Raw genomic sequence first — 20,919 nt, forward strand, 5'->3', positions numbered from 1 at the left:
CAGCAGTAGGACAGGAGTTCGCTTTGGTCAGTACGCCCGACGTCCCCGGTCCGTCCATGGACGCCATCCCGACCCGCTACGGCCACACCACGTTCCGCTCCCGGCTCGAAGCCGACTGGGCCGCCACCCTCGACGGCAACGGCATCCAGTGGCAGTACGAGCCCGAGACGATCACCCTGGAGTCCGGCACTCTCTACCTCCCTGACTTCTGGCTGCCCGAACTCGGCACCTGGATCGAGGTCAAAGGCCCCGGAATACCACGGACCGAGAAAACGGAAGAACTGGCCCGCACCCGCGCCTGCCGGTGCCAGACCCCCTGCACCTGCCGGTGGCCCGGAGGCGAGTTCGTCCTCCTCGGCAAGCCGTCCCTGGCCTCCGAGTGGAACGAGCCCGGTCACCGCCCCCGCAGCGGCTACGCGAACTGGGCCGCCCCCTTCGGGCCAGCCGCGTATTTCGTGTCATGCCCCGCGTGCACACGGGCGCAGTGGATCACCCTCCGGCGCCCGTGGCGCTGCCGTGCCTGCCTGGCGCTGCTGGAGAAAGAACACGCCTACCGGCCTGTCGACCGGTTCGTCCGCTTCGTTGAGACCTCCGCGGGCAGGGGTCTCTTCGCGATGCCCGACCTGGGCGGGCCCTTTACCGATGAGGAACTCGGCCTCACCGATGGTACCGAGGACGATCTGCTGTGACCGGCCTGCTCTCGGGGGCAACGGCCAGGACAGCGTCGGAGCTGTTCACGCCACGGCATCAACCAGGCCACTGCCCGCCTGCCTGACGGCAGCGAGACGTTCGGCTCATCCCGCGAGAGGCCGTTCTGCCCGCCGTCGTCATGGTTCCTTTCCCGCCGCGGGGACTGCCGGCGTGCACTCACGCCATCTCGTGATGCCGGGGCGTCCTCGTCCCACTGGGTGGCGATGACCTTCATCGCCAGTGTGCGCAGGGCATGGTCGTGTGCGGCCTGCCCGGCCCCGTCGATGAGATAGCGCACCAGGTCCTGGCCGGCGAGCATGTCCGAGTACGCCCACTTCAGCTCGGTGGGCGCGGCATCCATGCGGGCGTCGAGGTCGGCACGCCACCAGATATGGATGGGAATGCCGAACTGGGCGGTGTACTTGGCCAAGGCGGCATCCAGTGTCCATGGAGCCGCGCTGCGGAACGGCTGTCCCGGCCACCGACGTCAGCAGGTAGTAGGCCTGGGCGCCCTCCTGCACCAGACGGCGGATGTTGTCGGCCTCGCCGTTGATCGCCGCCTTCAGCCACGCGACCGGATTCTGGTGGGGTTTGCTTGTCCATTTGACCTGGTAGATGGCCAGCCGGGCGCCGTCGCCGCGGGTGGCGTCACGGCCGCCGTCGGAGTGCCCGACCGGGTAACAGCGGGTGTCGCTGAAAACATGAGCGAGCAGGGCGTTGCACAGCCGCTGGAATGTCTTCTCCCCTAACCGCTCGTAGAGGTATCGCCCCTCCGGTGCCACCATGTCGTGCCCTGTTTGCCTGGCCAACGCCCTGCCCCCCGATGTTGATGATGCGCACTGCTCACTGTATGGCGCACCACTGACACCGCTGCATGTGCTGCGGTGCGGGACCCCGGCCCGCCAGGGGCCCGGTATTCCACGCTGTGGCCTGGGCCGGCCGCTGACGCCCTGACAGCTGGTGACACAGAGGGCTCGGGGCCGAAGGCGCGAACGTCGAGTCGGGTCTTTCACGTTGGGCCCATGGGGCCCTCGCGCGGAGCAGCATCGGCGCACGGCGGCGGTGGAGGAGTTCGCCGAGGAGCGTGCCCGGGTGGTGGCGCAGCGTCACGGCGATCAGCGGTTTGTCCAAAGGGGGCGGTGGGAGGACGGATCGATCGCGGTGTTCTGGCGAGTCGTAGCTGCATGCCGGGAGCGCGCTGTCGCGCGGGCCGCGGCCGGTCGAGGCAGCGCGTGGCGTTGCACTCCCGATCAGGACGTGCGCGAGGGGGCTACGGCCTGTTGGGCACGTTGGCATCCCGTCCGGCAGGGGGCTATCTGCGGGTTTGTCCTCCTGCGTATATCGGAGCGAATGCAGACGGCAGGGTCTTCCGCGGTCCTCGGGCAGGTGTGTACGGGCCACGAGGTGAGGCGCGCGTACCGGGCTGCGGGCTGGCGTGGCTCGCGAAGTTGAGTACCTACAGGGGCCGAGTTCGAGGCGGTTTCGGTCCGCGTCCCTTTGTGCGCGGTGTTCCCGGGGCCCGGGCTGACAAGCAGCCGGGCACGCGCGTTTCGGTTCTTGCATCGGGCTTTATCCAGCCCAAGAATGTACGCAAAGGAAACAGTACGGCACGCTCATGGATGGTCATATTGGAGAGAAAAATGATCCCGGTGGGCGACCTCAAGGTCGACCATCCGACCCGGGAGGAACTTGGATCGACCGATAAACTTCAATATTCCATCAGGAACAATGAGCTGCGTGAGCCGCTTCTCGTGCACCCTGGGACTTTGCAGATTGTCAGCGGATTCCGACGTTATGCGGCACTGCGGCAGCTCCGCCGACTGAGCGTGCCGGTATTGTTCCCCGCCGACGCCGCCGAGGCCTGCCAGTTGGTGCGAACCCATCTGGGGGCCAAGAACGACCCGCACCAGCAGCCGATGTCCGTGCGGGACAGGTTCGTCTTGTCGCAGCGCCTGCGGGATTTCCCCAGGCCGGAGCATGCGGGACCATGGCGGCACGAAGACTACGCAGGGCCTGCGGTCGGGCTGTCCGCCGCGATCTTGAAGGGCCTCCGCTCGGCTGCGCGCGGCTGCTCTGGTCAGGAGGCATCCGGCCCTTCGGCGGAGAATGCGCACCGTGTGCTGCTACTGATGTTCGAAGCGCTCGAGAAGCCTACTGCGGGCCGCAGCGCCGGCCAGGCCGTCCGGCGGCTGTACGGCTATCTGAAGTCCGGTGACTGCCCGGCCTCCCTTGCGGATGCGTGTGAGGCGCCTCTCCCCAAGCTGCCGATGCCGGCGCAGGGCGAGAGGGGAGCCGGGCAGGCACCGATCAGCCCGGTGCGCAGGCGTACGCAGAATGAGATCCGCAGAGGCGTCGACACCATTTCTGGAGCATGCGCAGGGCTCGCCAGCGTGTGCGTTGCGGATCTTCCGGCTGATGATGTGCCTTATCTTGCACGCGAAATCCGGAAGAACCGACAAATTTTGTGGGATGTACTGAAGAGCCTCCAGGGGAATAGCCGTGATTGATATGCGAGACAAGAAGATCGAGTCCGTCGCTCCGGATGATGTGACCACCGATCCGCGGGTCAACACCCGGCCCGTCGACCGCGCGTGGGTTAATCGGAAAATCCGTGAGGGATACGACCGGAAACGCATCGGTGTACCCACCGTTTCGGCTCGCGCGGAGGGCACATTTGTCTGGCTCGACGGGCAGAACCGGGGGGCTTTGAGTGTGGCCGCCGGACACGGAGCAGCCAAGATCGATATGCAGGTCTTCCGGGGTCTTTCCCTCTCCCAGGAGGCCGAGTTGTTCCTCGGGCTCAACGACAACCGTCGTGTGGCTCCGATCTACAAGTTCCTGGCGGAGGTCACTGCCGGCCGGCCGGATGCACTGGAGATCACCAGGATCGCCGCCGAGTACGGCTGGACGGTTTCGGACGCAGGCAGCGCCAGCAACATCGCTGCGGTCGGGGCCCTCAACACCGTCTACCGGTCCAGTTCCCAGGCGGGAACCACCCTTGACGCCGTGCTGCATGTCATCACGGAGGCGTGGGGGCACGCCACCGATGCGTCCAGCGCCCACATGCTCGTGGGACTCGCGTCGGTCATCAACGCCTCCCCCGGCCTGACTCTCGAGTCGCTGGTCCGCAAACTGGCTGCGGTCGATGGCGGGCCCAGCAGCATCCTGGGCAAGGGCCGGGGGTTCAAATCTGCGACCGGATGCACCGTCAGCCAGGGCGTCGACCAGGTCATCCGGGCCATCTACAACAGCAATCGGCGTTCTGGACGCCTCGCGACCTGGGGCCCTCCGGCTCCGCGGTCTTCTGGGCACGCGGAGCAGATGACCGTCAAGCTGTGAGGTCGGATCCCGGCGTTCGGACGGTGGGCCTGCCTTCGCAGTGGCAGGCCCACCGTCTTTTTGTCCCTGGTTGGAGACGTTCGAGGAAGGGGTCTGCGGCGGGGCCGTAGAGGGGGTGGGTGCGGCGGACCGGGCGGCCATCAGACGGCACAGGAATCGGTAGATTTCAAGATAGAAGTCCTTGTCCTCGGGCGTGTAGACAGCCGTGAGGTCCTGGACTCTCTCGCCGTCCGGGCCGGCCGGGCACAGAGTTGAGGGGAAGGAATCGATCCAGGCGAGCAGGTGCGCTGCGTCGCCGTGTCCCCAGCCGGCGGCACGTCGCAGGTGCCGGACGGCTGCGCGCATCCCCAGCAGATGTCCGCGTCCCTCCTGCTGGGCCGCCGTGCTGCGGCGAGCGGCGGCCGCCAGCAGGCGGAAGGCCGCTCCCGGATGCCGGGCGGCCAGAGCGCAGTGGAACATGGACTCGGCCGTCTGGTTCTCGCCGCGGTGCAAGGCCCTGGAACCGATGCGGTATGCGCTGTTGGCTTCGGCGCGCCGGGAGCACACCAGGTGCGGGACCTGCCTGGGATGCCCGTCCCAGTCGCCGCCGGGGCGGTCCCAGTGGTCTCGCGGCTGGGCCTGTGCCAGCAGTTGCCGCCGCAACCGCTCCATGTAGGTCATTCCTCACTCCTGTCCTGGTAGCCGGGCAGCGCCTCGTGGCCGGTTGGGGCTTTGCGCCGCGTCACGTGTGCGGCCCTCACACGGGGTTGGACGGCGGGGTCGCTGCGCAAGCGTTTCACCGCTTTGTGCGATTGCTGGTAGACCTGATTGACCGGGATGCCGAGCCTTTCGGCCGCGGCCTCGGCGGTCAGGCCCTCGATCCTCAGTTCCATCACGGTCCGCTGCTGTGAAGCCGGCAGCTCGTGCCAGGCGCGCAGGGCAGCGGCGCGGGAGTCCTCTGCCGCCTGCAGGGCCGTCGGCTCCCAGGGCGCGCAGTCCAGGTGATGGGGGCCGCGCTGGTCGGGGGTGCACGCATCGAGGGCGACCGTCTCCATCAGGTCGACAGGAGACCGCGTCTTGATCCTGCGCACCGCACACCAAACGGCCTGGTTCGCCATGTAGGTGAGGGGACTCCTGCGCGGGTCGAGTCTTCCGCTCAGCACGCTCTTCTCGATCGCGTCGTCCGCGAAGTCGTAGAGACAGGCCTCGCTGAAGTAGCTGTCGCAGTTGATGATACGGAACCGCAAAGCGGCGACGATCTTGTCTCTCGTGCTCTGGTAGTGCCGCTCGTCCCTGAAAGAGAACTCGCTGGGTGCAGACGCCTCGGCGCCCTCGTTCACCACAGTTTGCGAGCCCGGCATTCGCAGTGGTCATTGCCCGCCGGGCAGCTCCGCCACACGAGGACCTCCGCTCCGCAGGAGCCCCGGCAGTACACTGCGGTGCCATCAGGCAGGTGCGGGAGCAGACGTACCGCCGCCGCCACCGCCTCGCATCCGTTCATCCGGTGCCTGCGCCCGGAGGACAGCACCACGCGTGCTCGCGGCTCGCTTCTGGAACGACGGCGGAGCAGCGCACCCATTCCCACGGCGTGGGCCGCAGTCACGGCGCCCGCCACGGCCATCACATAGTCCGGGATCTGCGACGTCATCCTCTTCTCTCGCTCTTCAGGAAGAGCTGCGTCCGCCCTTCACCGTTCCTAGTCGGGAGAAGGCCAATCCTTAACGCGCATACGTACAGAATCCCGGAAAATACCCCATACGGGTCTAATGATCTTGAATGCGAGGTCCGCACCGGCCACCGGCATCATCGACACGGCCGCAGCAGCAGGACAGGGGTTCGGTTTAGTCGGTACACCCGACGTCCCCGGTCCGTCCGTGGATGCCATCCCGACCCGCTACGGCCACACCACGTTCCGCTCCCGGCTCGAAGCCGACTGGGCCGCCACCCTCGACGGCAACGGCATCCAGCGGGAGTACGAGCGCCTGCGACCCGCGAAGCGACGACCTGACCGGCTTATGGCAAACGGCATCCGTCCCGGCACATGCACCCGTCCCCAGGTGGCCGACCGTGACTGCCACCGAGACGCCGCGGATCGCGGGCGGTGAACCGTGGCCGACGTCAGCGGCGTTTTGCGCGGGCGGTGTCGATCCGCGTGAAATCCTCGGGCTTTTCGTCCATGAGCAGGCTGCCGGGATCCACCAGGGGTGCCACGACCGGGTGGAGGTCTTCTCCTGCGGGATCGTCCTGGCCGTCGTGCCACCGTGCCACCGCCCGGCCCGCACCCGCCACCAGATCGGCGAGCTGAAGACAGGGGTGGTCCACCGAACGGCCGCGCACCAGATCCTGGAGGTGGTTTCCCTTGATCAGACCATGGACCATACCCACAGCCGCGGCACCGCGTTCCAGTACGTCGAGTTTGTCGTCGGTCAGCAACCGCTGGTCGTCCGCGATGACTTGGAGCCTGCCGCCGTACCGTAGCGACGCGTGGAGGATGACCGTTGGCACGGCGGTGACAAGGGGATCCGTGGAGTCGTCGAGCAGTCCGAGCTCTCCGGTCGGGGTGGCCTCGGCCGGACGCTCGCGGGCGAACGCTTCGGCCTCCGCGCGGCACATGCGCAGCATCTCCAGGACGTCTGCCGCCTTCTTCGCCTGAGGGGCCTTGCGGCGGCGGGCGTAGGCGAGGGACTCCCGGATGACAGTGAAGAGGTCGTCGACGCTCACGCGCTCGCCCGTGCGGTTCTTCTTGGCGAAAAAGCCCACGGCAGTAGCGATGAGCCGGTCGAATCCGTCACGGCCCAACGCCCGGGGGGCCTTCGGTGGCCAGATCCAGTGCGAACTGCCGGCCCGCACCATTGCTGGCGATGTCATGGCCCACGGCGTGAAACCGCTCTTCCAGCAGGAGGGAGACGAGTTTGGCCGTGACGAAGTAGTGTTTGTCGATCACGTACACCGAGGCGCGGTCGTGCAAGGGGCCGCCGGGCTCCAGCAGTTCGCCCAGGAGCCGGCGGCGCTGGCCGGCTCCCCCGCCGGTGAACATCTTCTGGAACTTCACCTCGGCCGCGGACTTCTGGATTCCCGCCTCACGTCGCAGCGTGTCCACGATCGCGGCGGGTCGGCGTCGTCGATGGCCACCGAGCCCAGGATCATGTAGCGGTCGCCGCCGTGGAGTTGATCGCCGTCGTAGCCGGACGCATCGATGGCGATCCACCGGCCGGTGCCAGCACGGTCGTCGGTGGGCGCCTGACGGTTGCGGCGGCTGAAGTTCGCTCCGAGCAGTCCCGTTCCGGCGTTCGGCGCATGGTCACGTTCGATCATGCCGACATACTCCGCGTGCCCATGGCCAGGGACAAGCCTCGCCCCAGTCTTGCCCGACTCAACGCCCTCGCCTGCGTTTCGCTCATGGCGACGAACGACCCGGATTCTTCGCCCACGTGTGCGGCAGGTTGAACAGCGGGAAGAGGGCGGCGTCGTGCACGGCCGTGATGTTCGTGATGCGATCACCGGGGAACGCGACAGCCTGCACAGCCCAGGGCCTCGTAGCCGGTTCCGCCGGTACAAGGACAGGACGGGCCGGGGTTTCTCATACGCCGGGGGTGATGTCGGGGTCTCTCAGTCCCTTCATCAGCTCGGTGATGACCTCGCGGTCCCGCTCCTCGTCGCTGTACGGGCCTGGTGCGGCGGTCTCCTGGCGGGGCTCGAAGCGTGGCACCTCACGGAACTTGCCGAACCGGTCGGCCATCTTCTGGAGGGTGGCGAAGTCCTCAGCGAACTCGTCGTCCGCGCCACCTTCATAGCCTTGGTCGAACAGGAACTGCAGCAGCATCTCCAACGGATCTGCGTCGAGCGAGGACTCATCCTCGCCGGTGACCAGGTGAAGCGCTTCGAGCGCGCGGTCGACGAGGGCCTCCAGAACAGGGCCGCTCAGCGCGCCACCGGGAATCTCCTTCAGGCTTTCGTAGAGGCCGATGGCCCCGTACCAGTCGCCGTCCTCCACCTGCTCCGCCAGCTGCAGCCGGATTGCGTCCGCCACCTCACCGGCGAAGCGCGTCATGTCCTCCTGGGCGATGAGCCGGCTGCCTGCGATGGCATGCACCAGGCTGACGAGGTGCTCGACGTGCTCGCCGTACCAGTGGTCCGGGCCCCTCTCCTTGACGACATGCGCGGCCAGCGGGGCGGAGTCCAGCAGTTCGGCAGCCTCCAGGATCCACTGGAGGTTGGACACCTCGCTCTCGGCTGCGACTTCAGGAGACCACTCGACGAATTCCGCCGTCTCCAGCACCGCGGACCCGGTCCGTGCGGCTTCCGCCTTGAGCTGCGCGAGAATGCCGGCCCCGTCCGCCATTCCGGCCGCGTCGATCAGGCTATGAATCTGCACCGGCTCGACCAGCGCGCCCAGGAGCGCGGCCATCGGGGCCCGCCCGGCGTCGAGATGAAAGCGGAGGTAGTCCGCGACCGACGGATTATGGAAGGACACAGCCTGCTGCTCAACGGCGACCATCGTGCCGTCCAGCACCTGCAGCGCCCTGCGGAAGGTCCGGACGTCTGCCTCCAGCCCCCGCTCCTGGCGATACCAGGACCAGGATTCGCTCAGCGTGTCCAGTGTGGCCTTGCGCAGAGTGAAGAGGACTTCGAGCAGATGCACCGCTGCGTCGGTCAAATCGTTCTCCACGATCCGTTCCCAGATGCGGCGGGGATCGTCGAGGTTCTTCCGTACGGCGGCGGCGACGTCCTGCTCCTGCCGGGCGGCGAGCCGGAGCGTCTCCTCGATCAGCCGGGGGCTGAAGTTGGGGTGCTCGACGATGGGCTGCCACACCGTCCGGTCGGCGAACGGCCTCTTCTGCCCGGCGGGCAGCTGCGCGTGGTGGACGTGGTTGTAGAGGATCTGGCCTCTGACACCGAGGCTCAGGTCGGTGAGGTGGACGACGCTGGTCGCCTGTGAGACATCCGGGGCGCCGAGCCTGTCATGCTTCAGCAAGGCGTGCTCCAGGATGTAGTCACGGGTCGTCATCACCAGCGCCTTGTCCGGAGCCTCCTGAATTTCCCTGATGATGTCGATGAGGCGGGCGTCCTCGTTCTTGTTGAGCTGAGACTCCAGCGTCGTCTGGCCAAGGAAGTCGTCATAGAGAAACAGCTGGGGCGTGTCCTCGCGCCACAGCGCCGCGATCTCCTCGGCATCCTGCGATATCTCATGCACCTCGTACCCGTTGCCCATGAGCCACGCAGCGAGCATCAGGGCTACCGTCGTCTTGCCCACCCCCGGAATCCCGGCGATGACGCAGACGTGCTGCTCGTCCAGGATGGCCTTCGCCCGGTCGAAGCCCTCGTGCGGTACGAAGGTGTCCGCCGCGCGCGGGATCCGCTTGCGCAGCCAGGACGAGCGCACGTACTTCTCCTGGTTCAGCACTGTCTGCAGTACGGCGGTGCCGCTCAGCCAGAGACGGAAGTGGCGCCGGACCAGCTCGGGTCTGCTCTGTAGTTCGGCGACGATCTCGTCCACACCGTAGAGGTCGCCGGTGGTGTGCACGTAAGGAGCGAACGCATCGCGGATCGTGTCCTTGCCGCCGACGGTCAGGCCCACGCTCGTGGCGATGAGGTACCGGGCCGGCTTCAGCGCGACGACCTTGGGCAGCTCATCCTTGACCAGACGCTTCGTCAGCGTCGCCTGCGCAGCCTTGGGCCAGTGCTTGCACTGGACTACCGTCATGGTCCCGTCCGCCGCCGTGTGACGCAGATCGATCCCCCGGTCCCGGCCGCGCGGGAAGAGCTCCAGCGGCATGCCGAGAATCTCACCGAAAAGATCCCGGCAGACGACCTCGAAATCATGGTCCGTCAGGCGCCCCAAGTCGAAAGAATCCATGCCGCCTTCACACAATCGCAGTGGTGCCGTCGGGCGCCATTCTTCACCGGCCCACCACGGCACACCTCTGACGGAGAGGGCTCGCAGCGAAGGCCTTGGACAACTTCAGCTCGGGTGCCTGCAGGCGAATGGCGGTACGGATCTCGTCGACGATGGGCGCCTCGTCGGCGTCGCTGGTGGCGACCGATCCGATCGACAGGTAACGGCTGCGCTCCTCACCGTGTAGTTGGTCCCCGTCCCATCCCGATTCGTCGACAGCCACCGCCCCCCTTCCTCAGTGTCCGTGGTGACACTGAGCTGGTTGCGGCGGGCGTAGTTCGGGCCGAGCAGGCCTGTACCGGGATTGGGGTGATGGGAAGGATCAGTCATGGGCTGATGATGCGGTGCACGGTGCCAGCTGGGCAACGTATTACCGGAGTGCAGAGTTTGCGGGCATGAGGGCTGGCAGGACGCCGCAGGATGACAGTTGACCTGTCGTCACCACGGGCTCAGCGAGGAATTTTTATCAGAATGCCGCGCGGAGAGGCACCCGACCACAGCGGTGGCAGTGCATCACAGGGTCATCCCGTGCCGGTTCTGCCGACCGTCCCCATAGGCTCAGCACCATGGCATCGCCTGTCTGCGGAGGAGTAGTTTCATGACCCGCTACTGTGTCGTGTTCGACCGGCACGAGCTGATAGCCGCCTGGGGAACCGGTGAAGGCGACCTGGCCGCTAGTGCAGCCGTCTTGCCGTCCGGCGCCGGCACCATCGGGCTCCTGAGTCTGGCCCGCGCTCTGACCCAGTTCTCCGGTGCCGCGTGGCGCACCTACACGCATCCCGCCAGCGCTGCCGGCTCCCTGGAGGCCAACAGCGAGGGCTGGCGCAGAGAGCAGGAGCGCAAACACTTCAGCGAGGTCGCCGACGCGATCACCCGCCCGAACCTGCCCAGCGGCGGTTCGATGGCCGTCTCCTACAGCAGCCTCCTTGAATCCGCGCACCGGGTCGGACGGGCGCTGCACCGCCTGGACGATCCGCAGCTGGTGAAGGCCGTGGCCGCCGAAGCAGCCGCCGAGCTCGCAGCCGTGGAGAGCGCCGAACTCGGCGACCTCAGCGGCCGCGCCCAGCAGGCGGTTCTTCTCAGCCGTGAGGACGCCTCTCCCGTCCAGGTTGCTGCTTCGAACCATCTTCTGCAGGGAGACCCCTTCGGCCCTGCCGAGCTCTTCGTCGGTGTCGACCCGACTGCGGCCGCCGTCGCGGCGGCGCACTGGCTCGCCGCGGCGGCTGACGTCGCCGCCGAAGCGGCCGGGCTCAACCCCACCGAGGTGGTCCTTGAGGCCGACAACATCGAGGCTCTCCCCCACGAGACACCCACGCTGGTCCTCGATCTCATCGGCCAGGGCGCCAGCCCCCACCAGGCTGTCACCGGCCTGGTGCGCCACGCCATGCACGTCGCCGACGGCCTGCTGCCCGACGCTGCCGCGCTGCGGGAGCAACTCGACGATCTGGAGGGGACGCTCGCCCAATACAGCGGCACAACGGAGGCCGACCTCACCCGCATGCCTCTGCGCCTGACTCCTCTCGACCCTCAGCGCCCCGCACGTGACCTCCTCGAAGACCTTCTTACGGGTATCCACGGCTGCTGGCTCCTCTATGACGAGTACGAGGGTCTTGAGCACGACGGGGAATCCGGCACAGACGACGTGGAGGAATGGGACGACGAGCAGACCGAGCAGCACCAGAACCGCAGCCGCGAACACTTTGCCCGGCTCGTCCGCGACACCGCGGCCCGCGACCGGGACCGGCTGATCTGACCGGGCCGCGAGCAGACCCAGCGGCCTTGTCGGCCTGTGCGGGGCCGGCCGGTGGTGTTGTCAGTCCTGGGAGGAATCCAGAGCTGCGGCGAGGCGCTGGTAGAGGCGGCCTTCGGCCTGGGGGTCGAAGACGGGGGTCAGTGAGGTCGTGGTGAAGCTGTCAGCGGTAAGGGTGTTGAGCCGGTACGGGGCGAGCGTGCTGGGGTCTTTGAGGTCGTAGCGGGTATGCCGGCTGCCGTACTTGCCGACGGTGAGCATGACGATCCGCCGGGTTCCGGCTGCGGTCAGCAGGAGGCGCGCCCATTCCAGGGACATGCCGTGGGTGGTGAAGTCGTCGACGACGACGACGGTTTTCGCGCCGAGCTTGCCGCGGTAGCCGGGGCCCAGGTGCACCGTCTGGGCCTGCGTGGCGATGGAGACGTCCTTAGCCGCCTGGCCCTGGCTGGCCTTCCAGCGCTCCAGGCTGGTGTCCGGGGCGTCGACGGCGCGGACCAAGAGGTCCTCGCGGTAGTAGCCGTGAAAGAGTGCGGCTGCCTTGTCCAGATAGGTCTTCAGCCGTTCGCTGACCTGACCGCTCGTGCTGCTGGGGTAGATGCAGAAGTAGGGACTGGCAGGGATCAGGTCTTCCAGATAGGCGTAGGCGAGGACGAACAGCATGAGGACGCTCCGGGCGTCCGCATCCCCGATCTCCACCGGCCTTTTGTAGGTGAAGACGTCCTGGAGCCTGAAGGTGGGGCCGGGCGAGGTCGAGGGCAGCCGCGCGGAAGCCGGCAGCAGCGAGCGCAGTGACCAGTTGTCCTGATCGGTGCGGTGCGACCAACTCGGGTCGCCCGAAAGGAACATCTCCAGGAACCTGTCCACGTCGCTGGGAGCGTGGGCGACGAGCGAGGTGGTGCCGCCGGGCATCGGGGCGGCCCAGGCGGCGTGCTGGTACATGACGCCGGAGTTGATGGCGGTGCGCCAGTCCAGGGCCGTGCAGCCGACATACAGCAGCTCATACCGCTGCAGGTGCAGGGCGGTGGTGACGGCATCGATCCAGGCCGGTGAGCCGCGGTTTTTGCCGCCGGCTATGTGGGACCGGTCGACCAGCAGGCTCGGGGCGGGATAGCCGAGCTGCTGTATCCGCTCTTTCTGCGCCGGCGAGAGCGGGTCGGTGGACAGGATGCACCACTGCAGTCCCCGCGCGGCAAGGCTGTGCAGCAGCGCGGCCGTCTCGGCGGCCGCGGCATTACCGGGCTTCAGAAGGAGGGTCTTGTAGTCGAAGATGACTACCTTAGCGGGCATGACCACCGTCTTCCTGGCCCAGCAGGTCATCCAGGAACTGCCGTAGCCGTATGAGGTCTTCGGGGGGCAGGGCACGCAGTTCCGCCTCGCGGCCGAGCTGGCGCTCGACCAGGCTCAGGCCGAAGGTGGTGTGTCCGTAGGAGTCGGCCGCGCTGCGGCACAGGGCGTCGAGGGTGCGGCGGCCGGCCGTGGTGAAGATGTCGATGAGCCGTCCGGTGGGCTCGGTGCCGATCAGGTCGGCCAGATCGCCGGCGCCGGGCCAGGTGAAGCCGATGACCGGGCGGCGGTAGGTGGCGGCGAAGCGCACGGTATGGGCGGTGCCGCCAGAGCGCCGTCCCTCGGCGGCGACGACGAGATCCGCGAGACCGGCCTGGAGGCGGTTGCGCTGGACGAACTGGGCCTTGCGGTAGTGCTCGCCGGGCAGGTACTCACTGGCGACGGCCCCGCCGGTGCGGACGATGCGGGCGCGGATGTCCGCGGTCTCGGCCGGGAAGACGATGTCGATGCCGTGGCCGAGGAAGGCGACGTTGCGTACTCCGTCGCGCAGGGCGGCCTGGTGCGCGACCGCGTCGACGCCGTTGGCGAGACCGGACACCAGGGTGACCGGGTAGGCGGCCAGGGTGCGCACGGCGGCTTCGGTGGCGCGCACGCCGTCAGGTGTCACGTCCCGGGTGCCGACGACCGCGACGTGCGGGCCCTCGTACAGGGCACTGGGGTCGCCCTCGACGAACAGCCACAACGGTGCGCCCGGGAGCGCAGCGAGCCGGGCCGGCAGCGCGGAGGGGCCGATGATGCTGATGTTGTGCCGGGCGAGTTCGTCGGCCTTGGCCCGGGCCGTTGCCAGCAGGTCGGCACGATGGGTGCTGATCTCGTCTGCGACCTTGCGGGCGGTGGGGACTTTGACGCGGGCGAGCTCGTCGGCCAGGCGGCTGTCGGGAACGTCCCATAGCCGGCCGAGTTGTTCCCGGTGTTCCCGTACCAGCGCGTGCAGTCCCTTGTGTCCCAGGCCGTGGGCGGCACCGAGGGCGAGGAGCGCGACCGCGAAGGGCATGCCGGTGGCGGGCAAGTCATCGGGGACCTGCCACAGCGTGGGCTGCCCGTCGGGAGCGGAACGCCCGCGTTCTCCCTGAGTGCCGTGCTGATCCACCCCAGCACCCTACCTGGCAGACGCCGGGCGGCAGGCGCCCGTGCAGTGGGCGGCCGTAGGTGTGGCTCGTGCCGGGATCGCGGGCTTCGGGTCCTCGTGCGCCACCGCTGTCGGATTATCCCTTCGAACCGGCAGCGGGGGCGCAGGGCGGGGGGCCTGTCCCGGCTTGTCCTGCCACCGTACCGCTCCTCGGACGGCGGCAGGACGGGCTCTTGGGGCCCGGGCATTTCGCAGGGGCGGCCGACGGGTCTTTCATCTTGTGTGCAAAGGGCGTCCGTGAAGCGGCGGACTGCTTAGGGTCGACATGTCCGGGCCGCAGGAGGAAGGCAGATCGTTGGGAAAGAAGTCGAAGGCGCAGCGTCAGCGGGACAACGCGCGGGCGCGCGGCCGCGCGGAGCAGCAGCGGCGCACGGCGGCGGCGGTGGAGGAGGAGTTCACCGAGGAGCACGCCCGGGTGGTGGCGCAGCGTCAGGGCGATCCGCGGTTCGTGCAGCGGCGCCGGGGGGCGGATGGTTCGGTCGAGGTGTCCTGGGCGGCCGGCTCCGAGGTGGATGTGCACATGCGGCAGGCGATGGAGGGGCAACGGGCCGCTTTCGAAGAGAAGTTCGGACGGCCTCCCGGCCCGCACGATCCGGTCTTCTTCGATCCCGACGCTGACGAGCCGCGCCCGTTGACACAGGAGGGCATCGGCCCGGTGATGGGCAAGTTGCTGGAGGCTGCGGACCGTTCGGGCGCGGATCCCGCGTTCGTGCACGCCTGGCGCGAGTGCGGGTATCTGGTGACGGAGGACAACCGGCACACTTTCTCCGCCGCCGAGGTGATGGCCTTCAGCGATGCCGTGCACGCCTACCAGTCGGCGGCACTCGGCGAACAGGAAGCCGCCGGGGCCGAAGCCGTCGCGGGCGAGGATCTTCCCGACGACGACCGGACGGCGGCGGTCGCCAGTCTGCGCAAGGTGGTGGCCACGATCCTGGCGCGGCGCGATCCGCGCATCGCGCTGCGGGTCGTGATCGGGCTGGAGCGGCTGGCGGAGGAGTCCGGGGACGAGGCCGCCGGGCTGGCAGGAGCCGTGTCGTTCGGGGTGCTGGCGGGATGGCTGGCCGGGGCACGGGAGTCGGGTCTGTCGCCGGCGCAGGCCAAGGCGGCCACGGCGTGGGTCGATGAGTACCTCGGCGGCCGGGCAGGCGAAACGGCCTCCCAGATGTCAGGGCTGATCGGAGTTCCCGGAGCCGGCGATGTGACCGTGGCGGAGGTGACCGAGGACCTGGGCGACGATCTGCTGCCGGCGATGATCTGGCTGACGTGCGGTGTCGTGGCTGTCGCCGGGGCAGGCAACGCCGACTGGCTGGAGCAGTTCGACCTCGACGTGCCCTGAAGACAGGAGAACGGGCGAGGAGGAGGCCGTGCACGAGAAGGGCCCCGCACTGGATCCGCCGGTGATACAGATTCCTCGCCTGCCAACGGCCTCGGCCCGGGCCGGCACACCGTACTGCACCGTTTGCACGAGCAGTTGGCCCCCCGACGGCCCGGCCACTGTGCTGTTGGGGTGAAGGCGAAGTTCAAAGGCCCGCGGGTGCAGACCGACACGGGTGAGCGGGCCGCCCGCGCGGCAGCCGCCCGGTTCGTCAGGGCCGCCGCGGCGGAGGCTGCCCGCGCTTGGCGCGTTCTGCGCGGGCACGGGGCGCGCGGTGACACGCCGGCCGGGTGGGCCAAGGCGGTGTGCGCCGGCTGCCACCACGCATGGCCCCGCCCACGAGATCATGATCGTCAACGGTGCTGTCCGGTATTCCGGACGGGGCCCGCACCGTCCCGCAGCGCCTCGCGAGGGCTGACACCACCCCTGCGCCGGGCGGCTGCCCTCTCGTGCTGAACGCCGGTCCTCCCGGCATCCGGCACGGCGCTCCGCACGAAGGCAACGCACCGTCGCGGTGACAACTCCCGGACTGCCGGCTGTCCTTGGCCACACGGCCCCGCCCCCTGGGGGGGACGGCCGGGAGGGGCGAGCCGGGGCCAGGCCGCGGTGTTTAGGTGTCACGGGCGGCGGCGCGTACTGCGAGGCGTGGCCGCTGTTTCCTACCTGGGCCTAGGGTGTCGTGCGCGGTGGTCGCAGGACCGGGTTCCAGGCGAACCAGTCCAGACTTTCGGCGCCCAGTTCCCACGGGGCCCCCAGCAGCAGTTTCCGGGTTGCTTCAAGGTCCGCGGTGACGGAAGCAGGAGCGGGACCGATACGGGTCATCAAGTCCCCCCGTGCGTGCCAGAACTCCTCGTCCTCGCCGCGCAGCCGGCGTATCGCCGCGTCCACGCAGGCAGGCCACTTCGGCATGCCGTAATGGTCGTCGTGGGTCCCGATCCGGGGAGCGCCAGCGAAGACGAGGAAGTCGTCCGGCGGCAGGACCTTCTCGAAGTGTCCGAACATGTCGATGCGCTGTTTCACCTGCTTCTTGATCTCCCCGAGAAACCCCCAGCCGAAGTCCGTCAGGGTCCCCTCACATCCCGGCCAGATCATGTCCCGGTCCAGGATCAGGTCCTCCAGCTTATAGAGACGGAACTCGTCGTCGGAGCCCAGGACGTCGAACGCCTGCCGGATGAGCCAGGTGTTGCGGGCGAACATCGTCCCGTCGCGCAACGCCTTGCGCCGACTGGTCGGCCGGGAAGCATGCGCGTTCTCGATCGGACCGTTGCGCCACACGGACATGACGAGGCCGTGAGCCGCCGCCCACCGCAATCCGTCCTGTGCCGCAAAGACGCCCATCTCCTCAAGACGCTGCCGTGCCCAGCCCAGCGCATCCTGAATATCCTCGTCCACCGCTCCGCTCTCCCCCATGACTCGCCAACTCCTTCTCTTCTTCCCGGCGTTCGCGTCATCCGCGCCACGACGCCCCCAGAAGACGCGATCGTACGCGGGCTCCGCCGCCAACCCTGGGTACCGTCATCTGCCGTAGCCGTGGGGTCCGGCAGGCCCGCTCTCAGGCGGACGGGCGGCGTTGGAAGGCCGTGCCGAGCGCGCGCAGTTCAGCGCGCCGGGCCTGCATGAGTTCCTCCGGCTGGCGCAGGGCGGTGTCCAGAAGCCACACCCCGCGGCGGAACGGCTGGAAGCCGATGCTCTCCCACAGCGCGGCGATCTTCTTCTTCGCCTGGCGCCGGTAGGCCTCGGTGACCTGCTCACGGCCTTCGGGGTACTCCCCCATGGCGGGAAATACCGCCACCGCGCAACAGCCCCCGGACAGGCGGCGGACCGCCTCGCCGGCGAGGGCCGGCCCCAGTCCGAAACCTCTCCATTCCCTGTCGAGGCTGACGCGGTCGAGGATCAGCAGATCACCGACGGGGTGGGTGACAGCTTTCTTGAACGCGGCGCTGTAGCCGGCGCGTTGGGAACGGCCAAGGACCGCGGAGACAATGACCTCAAGATCGCCGGACTCGGCGTCCGCCACCTCCCACCGGTTGTCGCCGGTGTAGTCACGCAGCCTCCACAGGATCAGATGCCCGATCTCGGATCCCGCAGCCGGGGCACCATCGCCCCCGTCTTCTTCGTCTTCCCACTCCTCGTCACTCGCCATCCCGTAGGTGACCGTGACATACCAGGATTCCAGCGTGTCTTCGGAGTCGTAGGGCACCGCGGGATGCCCATGGCCGTAATGGAAGTGAAGACGGGCAGGATCGCCCGGGAGTTCATTGACCGGCCGTTTGGGCATCACTGACGTCATGGCAAAGAGACTAGGAGCAGGCACTGACATCCCACCGGGAAACGGTTCGAACAGGACCGTGGACGTGGGCTGGTCTCGTTTGAGCTGGGCGCCTTGGCCCCGCTTCCGGACCGGTACGGTCGCGTCACCGGTGCCATGGCGTACCGGGCACGTCAGGCCGAAGGACGCCTCCGCACCCGCGCGACGCGTTCCGTGCCGACCGTGGCACCCCTCAGCGGCACAGGCATAAGCAGGCGCAGGCGGTAGCGAGCCCACGCCCCAGCAACGACAACGCCGGAACGGCCCGACCCGAGCAATGTTTGAGGCCCTCACCTCGCCGTTGTGCTGAGGCGCCCCAACACCGCTACGGCTGTTGAACGCGCCGCCGGGCCGCGTCCAGCGCACGACGTTCCTCGAAGGCGCCATCGGCGTTGGCGGGCAGACGGCTGTAGCGCTCCGTCGCAACCTGGTCGATGCGCGCGGCGTAACGGCTCGTGGCGGCCTTGACCGCCTCTGCAGGAGGCAGGAGCTCCTCTGCGGCACGCAGTGCTCGAAACAGCTCTTGAGTGAGCTGAAGAAGCCGGTTGAGTTCATCCCCAGCAGCGGAATACCCCGGCATACTGCCGGACTTAAGGCGAGCAGCGGCGGTCCGGGAGGCCTGCCGCTCCATCGCCACACACACCGCCTGACGGCGCCGCTCCAGGGCCCGGAACGTGGTGCTGGCCGGATCCGCGATGATCTCTTCGGCTGCTTTCACGGCCCGGGCCAGGGCCGGTGCGAAGCGCGTCGCCTCCAGCTCGGCCGCCTCCCGTTCCTTGCGCTCGGCTTCACGCCGCTGCTGCTGCAGCCCCGGCCAGGCGGGGAACTCCTCACGCCCCATGCGCTGTCCGTGCGTACGCGGTGCCGCCTTCTCCGACTTGGTCAGGCGCCTGTCCCAGTCACCGTGCGCGGTGTAGCTGTAAGCGCTGCAACCAACCGTTCCCCATCCCCCGAACCCGTAACGACCGTGGCTCCAGCGGTCGTTGACGAAAACGATCGGCTCACCGCAGTGCCGGCACAGTTCCTCCGACACCTCACGTTCCATCCCCACGATGCCCCCCACTAACTGCGCGGCTCTCCCCCAAGCCGTGTGAACTGCTCCATCCTGCCAGGCCCCGGACGTACAGGAGCACCGAAGACCGCCACGGCCGGAAGGGGAAGGGACCGGGCAGTCCGGGCCCTGCGCCAGTTGCGGACCCATGACGCGAGCTGCCGAACCGGCCTTGGCCAACTGACCGCCGAACCATTCGGTTTGATCACCGCCAAGGTCAGAGCCCGCGTTGCTGAGGGGACTTGCTGCCGGCGAGGTCAGATGCTGCCGTTTCGGGTGGGCGGGGAGGGCGCACTGGAGAGCGGGCGGGGGCTTGGTCCGGCAGGGGCTCCGGTGGGGTTTCGCCAGGCCCTGATGAGCTGACCCAGGCGGCGGGCGGGTGTCTCGCTCGGGAGGAACAGGACAAGCACGAGCAGGATGAAGGCGCCTGCGGTGAGTCCTGCGACCACCCAGCTGGGTGGGCCTGCGTTCACAATGGCTGTCGTGAAGGCGGCCGCCGCCCCGAGCAGGCCGCCGATGCGGGCCGTCCAGCTCATCGTCGTGGTTCCTGGCAGACGGGGCGGCGCAGGGTCAGGGACAGGTGGGGCGTGCTGAGCAGCACCCGGAAGGTGAAACAGGTACGGGTACGGCGGGTGGGCAGGGCGGCCAGTTCCGCTTGCCATTCCTGTCGCCATCGGGCTCGCTGCGTGCCGGGCAGCAGCAGAGTGAGCAGGGCCAGCAGGCGTGTGGTGACGGCGTAGGCGGTAGGTGCTGGCTGGAGCACGGCCGCGGAAAGGTCGTGCAGTTCACGGCCGACGTCGGCCAAGCCCGCCGCGTGGGCCATGGGGGCGAAGACTTCGATGGTCTCGCGGGCTTTGCCGTACTGCTTGGCTGCGGCGACGAACTCTATGGTGCGCATGTTGTGGAGTCGGTCGGCAAGGCGAATGACCAGCACCGCCTCGCTGTGCGGCGGCCGGGCAGACCGCGGCGCGGCGTCCGGCGGGATGGCACGCAGGTCGACGGTGCTGACATCTGCCACCAACTGGGCGACGCTCAGCCCGAATTGCCCAGCCAGACGACTCGGCGGACAGAGCGTGTCCTCGATGACGTCGTGCAACAGGGCGGCGCAGACCACGGTCGGCGGCATACCCACATCGGCGACGATCCGGGCAACGGCAAGACAGTGGGTCAGGTACGGGTCGCCGCTGCGGCGGGTCTGTCCCGCGTGCCAGCGGGCGGCCTCCTCGTGGGCGAGCTCGATGGAAGCGAGATCGGCGGCGGGGTGGTGTGCCCGCACGACACCCAACAGGCCTTCAAGGGAAGGGGTGTTGCCGTGCCGGCTGCCCGGCCGGGCAGCTAACCGGTGCCACGCCCTCATGACACTCCCCCATCGCCGACCGGGTGCGCTGCCACCCAGCCCGGCAGTGGCTTTTTGCGGGCACGGTAGGCACGGGCGAGGGCTAGGCGGGCCCGTTCGGCTCCGTCTTCGGTGATCCGGTAAAAGCGGCGGCGCGGCCGTCCGGCTTTCTCGTGTACGGCCGGGTCTTCCCAGGTGCTCTCCGCCCAGCCAACCTGTTCCAGCCGGGCGAGGATCGGATAGATCGTGCCCGACGGCAGTCCCGCCAGTTCGCACAGCTCGTGGCCGTACCGCTGCTTGGCGGGTTCCTCCAGCAAAGCCCGCAGGACCAGTTGGGTCTGCAGGGTCATACGCGGACTACCCATACTCGTACTCTACATAGCCTATATATGGGGTGTCTAGGGAACGTAACGCGCCGGACCGATGCAGGTCCTGCGGCCGGCGACCTACTCGCCATGTTTGCTGCGACGACCGACACGGCGCGACAGCCCGGGGCCTCCGACTGGCCTCAAGCGCTCCGATCTCCACGAACAACCCACCAGTCAGCAGCACTTGAAGCCCGGCAAAGCAAGATCACCCGACCCGCCACTCCAACCGCCTACCTCGTCCGCTACTACCGGCGACTCTCCCTCAGTGAGCAATCAACGGTCATGGCGAGCAGGCCAGCTAAAACATGCACGACACCGCAGGTCGCAGACGCAAGGCACCGACTAGGTCAGCAC

General features: G+C 68.3%; 20 protein-coding genes. 6 read left to right on the top strand and 14 right to left on the bottom strand.

Annotation, left to right across the window (positions count from 1 at the left end; genetic code table 11):
- Positions 1–23: 23 nt before the first annotated feature.
- From ACIBEI_RS42850 to ACIBEI_RS42860, 3 genes are all read left to right on the top strand, one after another.
- Positions 24–689, top strand: a complete 666-nt coding sequence (locus ACIBEI_RS42850) for a hypothetical protein (protein ID WP_398896339.1) — start codon at positions 24–26, stop codon at positions 687–689.
- A 1,650-nt stretch (positions 690–2,339) separates the two neighbouring features.
- Positions 2,340–3,197 (top strand): ParB/RepB/Spo0J family partition protein, encoded by an 858-nt coding sequence (locus ACIBEI_RS42855; protein ID WP_398896341.1) that lies wholly within the window; start codon positions 2,340–2,342, stop codon positions 3,195–3,197.
- Position 3,198: 1 nt separating this feature from the next.
- Positions 3,199–4,029 carry a DUF6551 family protein gene (locus tag ACIBEI_RS42860; protein WP_398896342.1) on the top strand — a complete coding sequence of 277 codons (831 nt, stop codon included), beginning with the start codon at positions 3,199–3,201 and terminating at the stop codon, positions 4,027–4,029.
- 656 nt (positions 4,030–4,685) lie between these two features.
- Here ACIBEI_RS42860 and ACIBEI_RS42865 read toward each other — a convergent pair.
- Positions 4,686–5,369 carry an RNA polymerase sigma factor gene (locus ACIBEI_RS42865; RefSeq protein ID WP_398896344.1) on the bottom strand — a complete coding sequence of 228 codons (684 nt, stop codon included), beginning with the start codon at positions 5,367–5,369 and terminating at the stop codon, positions 4,686–4,688.
- A 405-nt stretch (positions 5,370–5,774) separates the two neighbouring features.
- On the opposite strand from ACIBEI_RS42865, the gene ACIBEI_RS42870 reads away from it, so the two are divergent.
- Positions 5,775–6,113 carry a hypothetical protein gene (locus ACIBEI_RS42870; protein WP_398896346.1) on the top strand — a complete coding sequence of 113 codons (339 nt, stop codon included), beginning with the start codon at positions 5,775–5,777 and terminating at the stop codon, positions 6,111–6,113.
- A 13-nt stretch (positions 6,114–6,126) separates the two neighbouring features.
- Here the strand turns inward: ACIBEI_RS42870 and ACIBEI_RS42875 are convergent, their stop codons facing one another.
- The 5 genes from ACIBEI_RS42875 to ACIBEI_RS42895 form a co-directional block, all read right to left on the bottom strand.
- A complete protein-coding gene (locus tag ACIBEI_RS42875) occupies positions 6,127–6,768 on the bottom strand; it encodes a hypothetical protein (RefSeq protein WP_398896348.1) in 642 nt (213 codons plus the stop codon).
- A 28-nt stretch (positions 6,769–6,796) separates the two neighbouring features.
- A complete protein-coding gene (locus ACIBEI_RS42880) occupies positions 6,797–7,060 on the bottom strand; it encodes a hypothetical protein (RefSeq protein WP_398896350.1) in 264 nt (87 codons plus the stop codon).
- The gene (locus ACIBEI_RS42885) at positions 7,057–7,323 is read right to left on the bottom strand and encodes a hypothetical protein (protein ID WP_398896351.1); all 267 of its coding nucleotides are present in this window, start codon (positions 7,321–7,323) and stop codon (positions 7,057–7,059) included. The genes ACIBEI_RS42880 and ACIBEI_RS42885 overlap by 4 nt, the downstream gene beginning before the upstream one ends.
- Positions 7,324–7,588: 265 nt before the next feature.
- Positions 7,589–9,865 carry a restriction endonuclease gene (locus ACIBEI_RS42890; protein ID WP_398896353.1) on the bottom strand — a complete coding sequence of 759 codons (2,277 nt, stop codon included), beginning with the start codon at positions 9,863–9,865 and terminating at the stop codon, positions 7,589–7,591.
- A gap of 43 nt (positions 9,866–9,908) precedes the next feature.
- Positions 9,909–10,127, bottom strand: a complete 219-nt coding sequence (locus ACIBEI_RS42895; RefSeq protein WP_398896355.1) for a hypothetical protein — start codon at positions 10,125–10,127, stop codon at positions 9,909–9,911.
- Between the two features lie 375 nt (positions 10,128–10,502).
- Here ACIBEI_RS42895 and ACIBEI_RS42900 point away from each other — a divergent pair, with 375 nt between their 5' ends.
- Positions 10,503–11,657, top strand: a complete 1,155-nt coding sequence (locus ACIBEI_RS42900; RefSeq protein ID WP_398896357.1) for a hypothetical protein — start codon at positions 10,503–10,505, stop codon at positions 11,655–11,657.
- A gap of 60 nt (positions 11,658–11,717) precedes the next feature.
- Here ACIBEI_RS42900 and ACIBEI_RS42905 read toward each other — a convergent pair whose 3' ends face one another.
- Positions 11,718–12,941, bottom strand: coding sequence for a hypothetical protein (locus ACIBEI_RS42905; RefSeq protein WP_398896359.1), 1,224 nt, complete (start codon positions 12,939–12,941; stop codon positions 11,718–11,720).
- Positions 12,931–14,088 (bottom strand): DNA-processing protein DprA, encoded by a 1,158-nt coding sequence (locus ACIBEI_RS42910; RefSeq protein WP_398896361.1) that lies wholly within the window; start codon positions 14,086–14,088, stop codon positions 12,931–12,933. The genes ACIBEI_RS42905 and ACIBEI_RS42910 overlap by 11 nt, the downstream gene beginning before the upstream one ends.
- A gap of 304 nt (positions 14,089–14,392) precedes the next feature.
- Here ACIBEI_RS42910 and ACIBEI_RS42915 point away from each other — a divergent pair, with 304 nt between their 5' ends.
- Positions 14,393–15,463 carry a hypothetical protein gene (locus ACIBEI_RS42915; protein WP_398896362.1) on the top strand — a complete coding sequence of 357 codons (1,071 nt, stop codon included), beginning with the start codon at positions 14,393–14,395 and terminating at the stop codon, positions 15,461–15,463.
- 708 nt (positions 15,464–16,171) lie between these two features.
- Here ACIBEI_RS42915 and ACIBEI_RS42920 read toward each other — a convergent pair.
- The 6 genes from ACIBEI_RS42920 to ACIBEI_RS42945 form a co-directional block, all read right to left on the bottom strand.
- Positions 16,172–16,912: a hypothetical protein gene (locus tag ACIBEI_RS42920; RefSeq protein ID WP_398896364.1), complete on the bottom strand. Its 741-nt coding sequence runs from the start codon at positions 16,910–16,912 to the stop codon at positions 16,172–16,174.
- Between the two features lie 142 nt (positions 16,913–17,054).
- Positions 17,055–17,792, bottom strand: a complete 738-nt coding sequence (locus tag ACIBEI_RS42925) for a hypothetical protein (protein WP_398896366.1) — start codon at positions 17,790–17,792, stop codon at positions 17,055–17,057.
- A 343-nt stretch (positions 17,793–18,135) separates the two neighbouring features.
- Positions 18,136–18,843 (bottom strand): hypothetical protein, encoded by a 708-nt coding sequence (locus tag ACIBEI_RS42930; protein ID WP_398896368.1) that lies wholly within the window; start codon positions 18,841–18,843, stop codon positions 18,136–18,138.
- A 275-nt stretch (positions 18,844–19,118) separates the two neighbouring features.
- Entirely contained in the window at positions 19,119–19,397 is a 279-nt protein-coding gene (locus tag ACIBEI_RS42935; RefSeq protein WP_398896369.1) for a hypothetical protein, read from the bottom strand.
- Positions 19,394–20,218 (bottom strand): HD domain-containing protein, encoded by an 825-nt coding sequence (locus ACIBEI_RS42940; protein ID WP_398896370.1) that lies wholly within the window; start codon positions 20,216–20,218, stop codon positions 19,394–19,396. Before ACIBEI_RS42940 ends, ACIBEI_RS42935 begins: the two co-directional genes overlap by 4 nt.
- Positions 20,215–20,562, bottom strand: coding sequence for a PadR family transcriptional regulator (locus tag ACIBEI_RS42945; RefSeq protein ID WP_398896371.1), 348 nt, complete (start codon positions 20,560–20,562; stop codon positions 20,215–20,217). The genes ACIBEI_RS42940 and ACIBEI_RS42945 overlap by 4 nt, the downstream gene beginning before the upstream one ends.
- Positions 20,563–20,919: the final 357 nt, after the last annotated feature.

This window comes from Streptomyces sp. NPDC050988 (assembly GCF_044456225.1).
Lineage (GTDB): Bacteria > Actinomycetota > Actinomycetes > Streptomycetales > Streptomycetaceae > Streptomyces.

Bases quoted from the DNA above. Each gene is read 5' to 3' on its own strand.
- ACIBEI_RS42860 (WP_398896342.1), top strand. From the start codon at position 3,199: ATGCGAGACAAGAAGATCGAGTCCGTCGCTCCGGATGATGTGACCACC.
- ACIBEI_RS42865 (WP_398896344.1), bottom strand. From the start codon at position 5,369: ATGCCGGGCTCGCAAACTGTGGTGAACGAGGGCGCCGAGGCGTCTGCA.
- ACIBEI_RS42870 (WP_398896346.1), top strand. From the start codon at position 5,775: ATGATCTTGAATGCGAGGTCCGCACCGGCCACCGGCATCATCGACACG.
- ACIBEI_RS42885 (WP_398896351.1), bottom strand. From the start codon at position 7,323: ATGATCGAACGTGACCATGCGCCGAACGCCGGAACGGGACTGCTCGGA.
- ACIBEI_RS42890 (WP_398896353.1), bottom strand. From the start codon at position 9,865: ATGGATTCTTTCGACTTGGGGCGCCTGACGGACCATGATTTCGAGGTC.
- ACIBEI_RS42900 (WP_398896357.1), top strand. From the start codon at position 10,503: ATGACCCGCTACTGTGTCGTGTTCGACCGGCACGAGCTGATAGCCGCC.
- ACIBEI_RS42905 (WP_398896359.1), bottom strand. From the start codon at position 12,941: ATGCCCGCTAAGGTAGTCATCTTCGACTACAAGACCCTCCTTCTGAAG.
- ACIBEI_RS42915 (WP_398896362.1), top strand. From the start codon at position 14,393: ATGTCCGGGCCGCAGGAGGAAGGCAGATCGTTGGGAAAGAAGTCGAAG.
- ACIBEI_RS42920 (WP_398896364.1), bottom strand. From the start codon at position 16,912: ATGGGGGAGAGCGGAGCGGTGGACGAGGATATTCAGGATGCGCTGGGC.
- ACIBEI_RS42925 (WP_398896366.1), bottom strand. From the start codon at position 17,792: ATGACGTCAGTGATGCCCAAACGGCCGGTCAATGAACTCCCGGGCGAT.
- ACIBEI_RS42935 (WP_398896369.1), bottom strand. From the start codon at position 19,397: ATGAGCTGGACGGCCCGCATCGGCGGCCTGCTCGGGGCGGCGGCCGCC.
- ACIBEI_RS42940 (WP_398896370.1), bottom strand. From the start codon at position 20,218: ATGAGGGCGTGGCACCGGTTAGCTGCCCGGCCGGGCAGCCGGCACGGC.
- ACIBEI_RS42945 (WP_398896371.1), bottom strand. From the start codon at position 20,562: ATGGGTAGTCCGCGTATGACCCTGCAGACCCAACTGGTCCTGCGGGCT.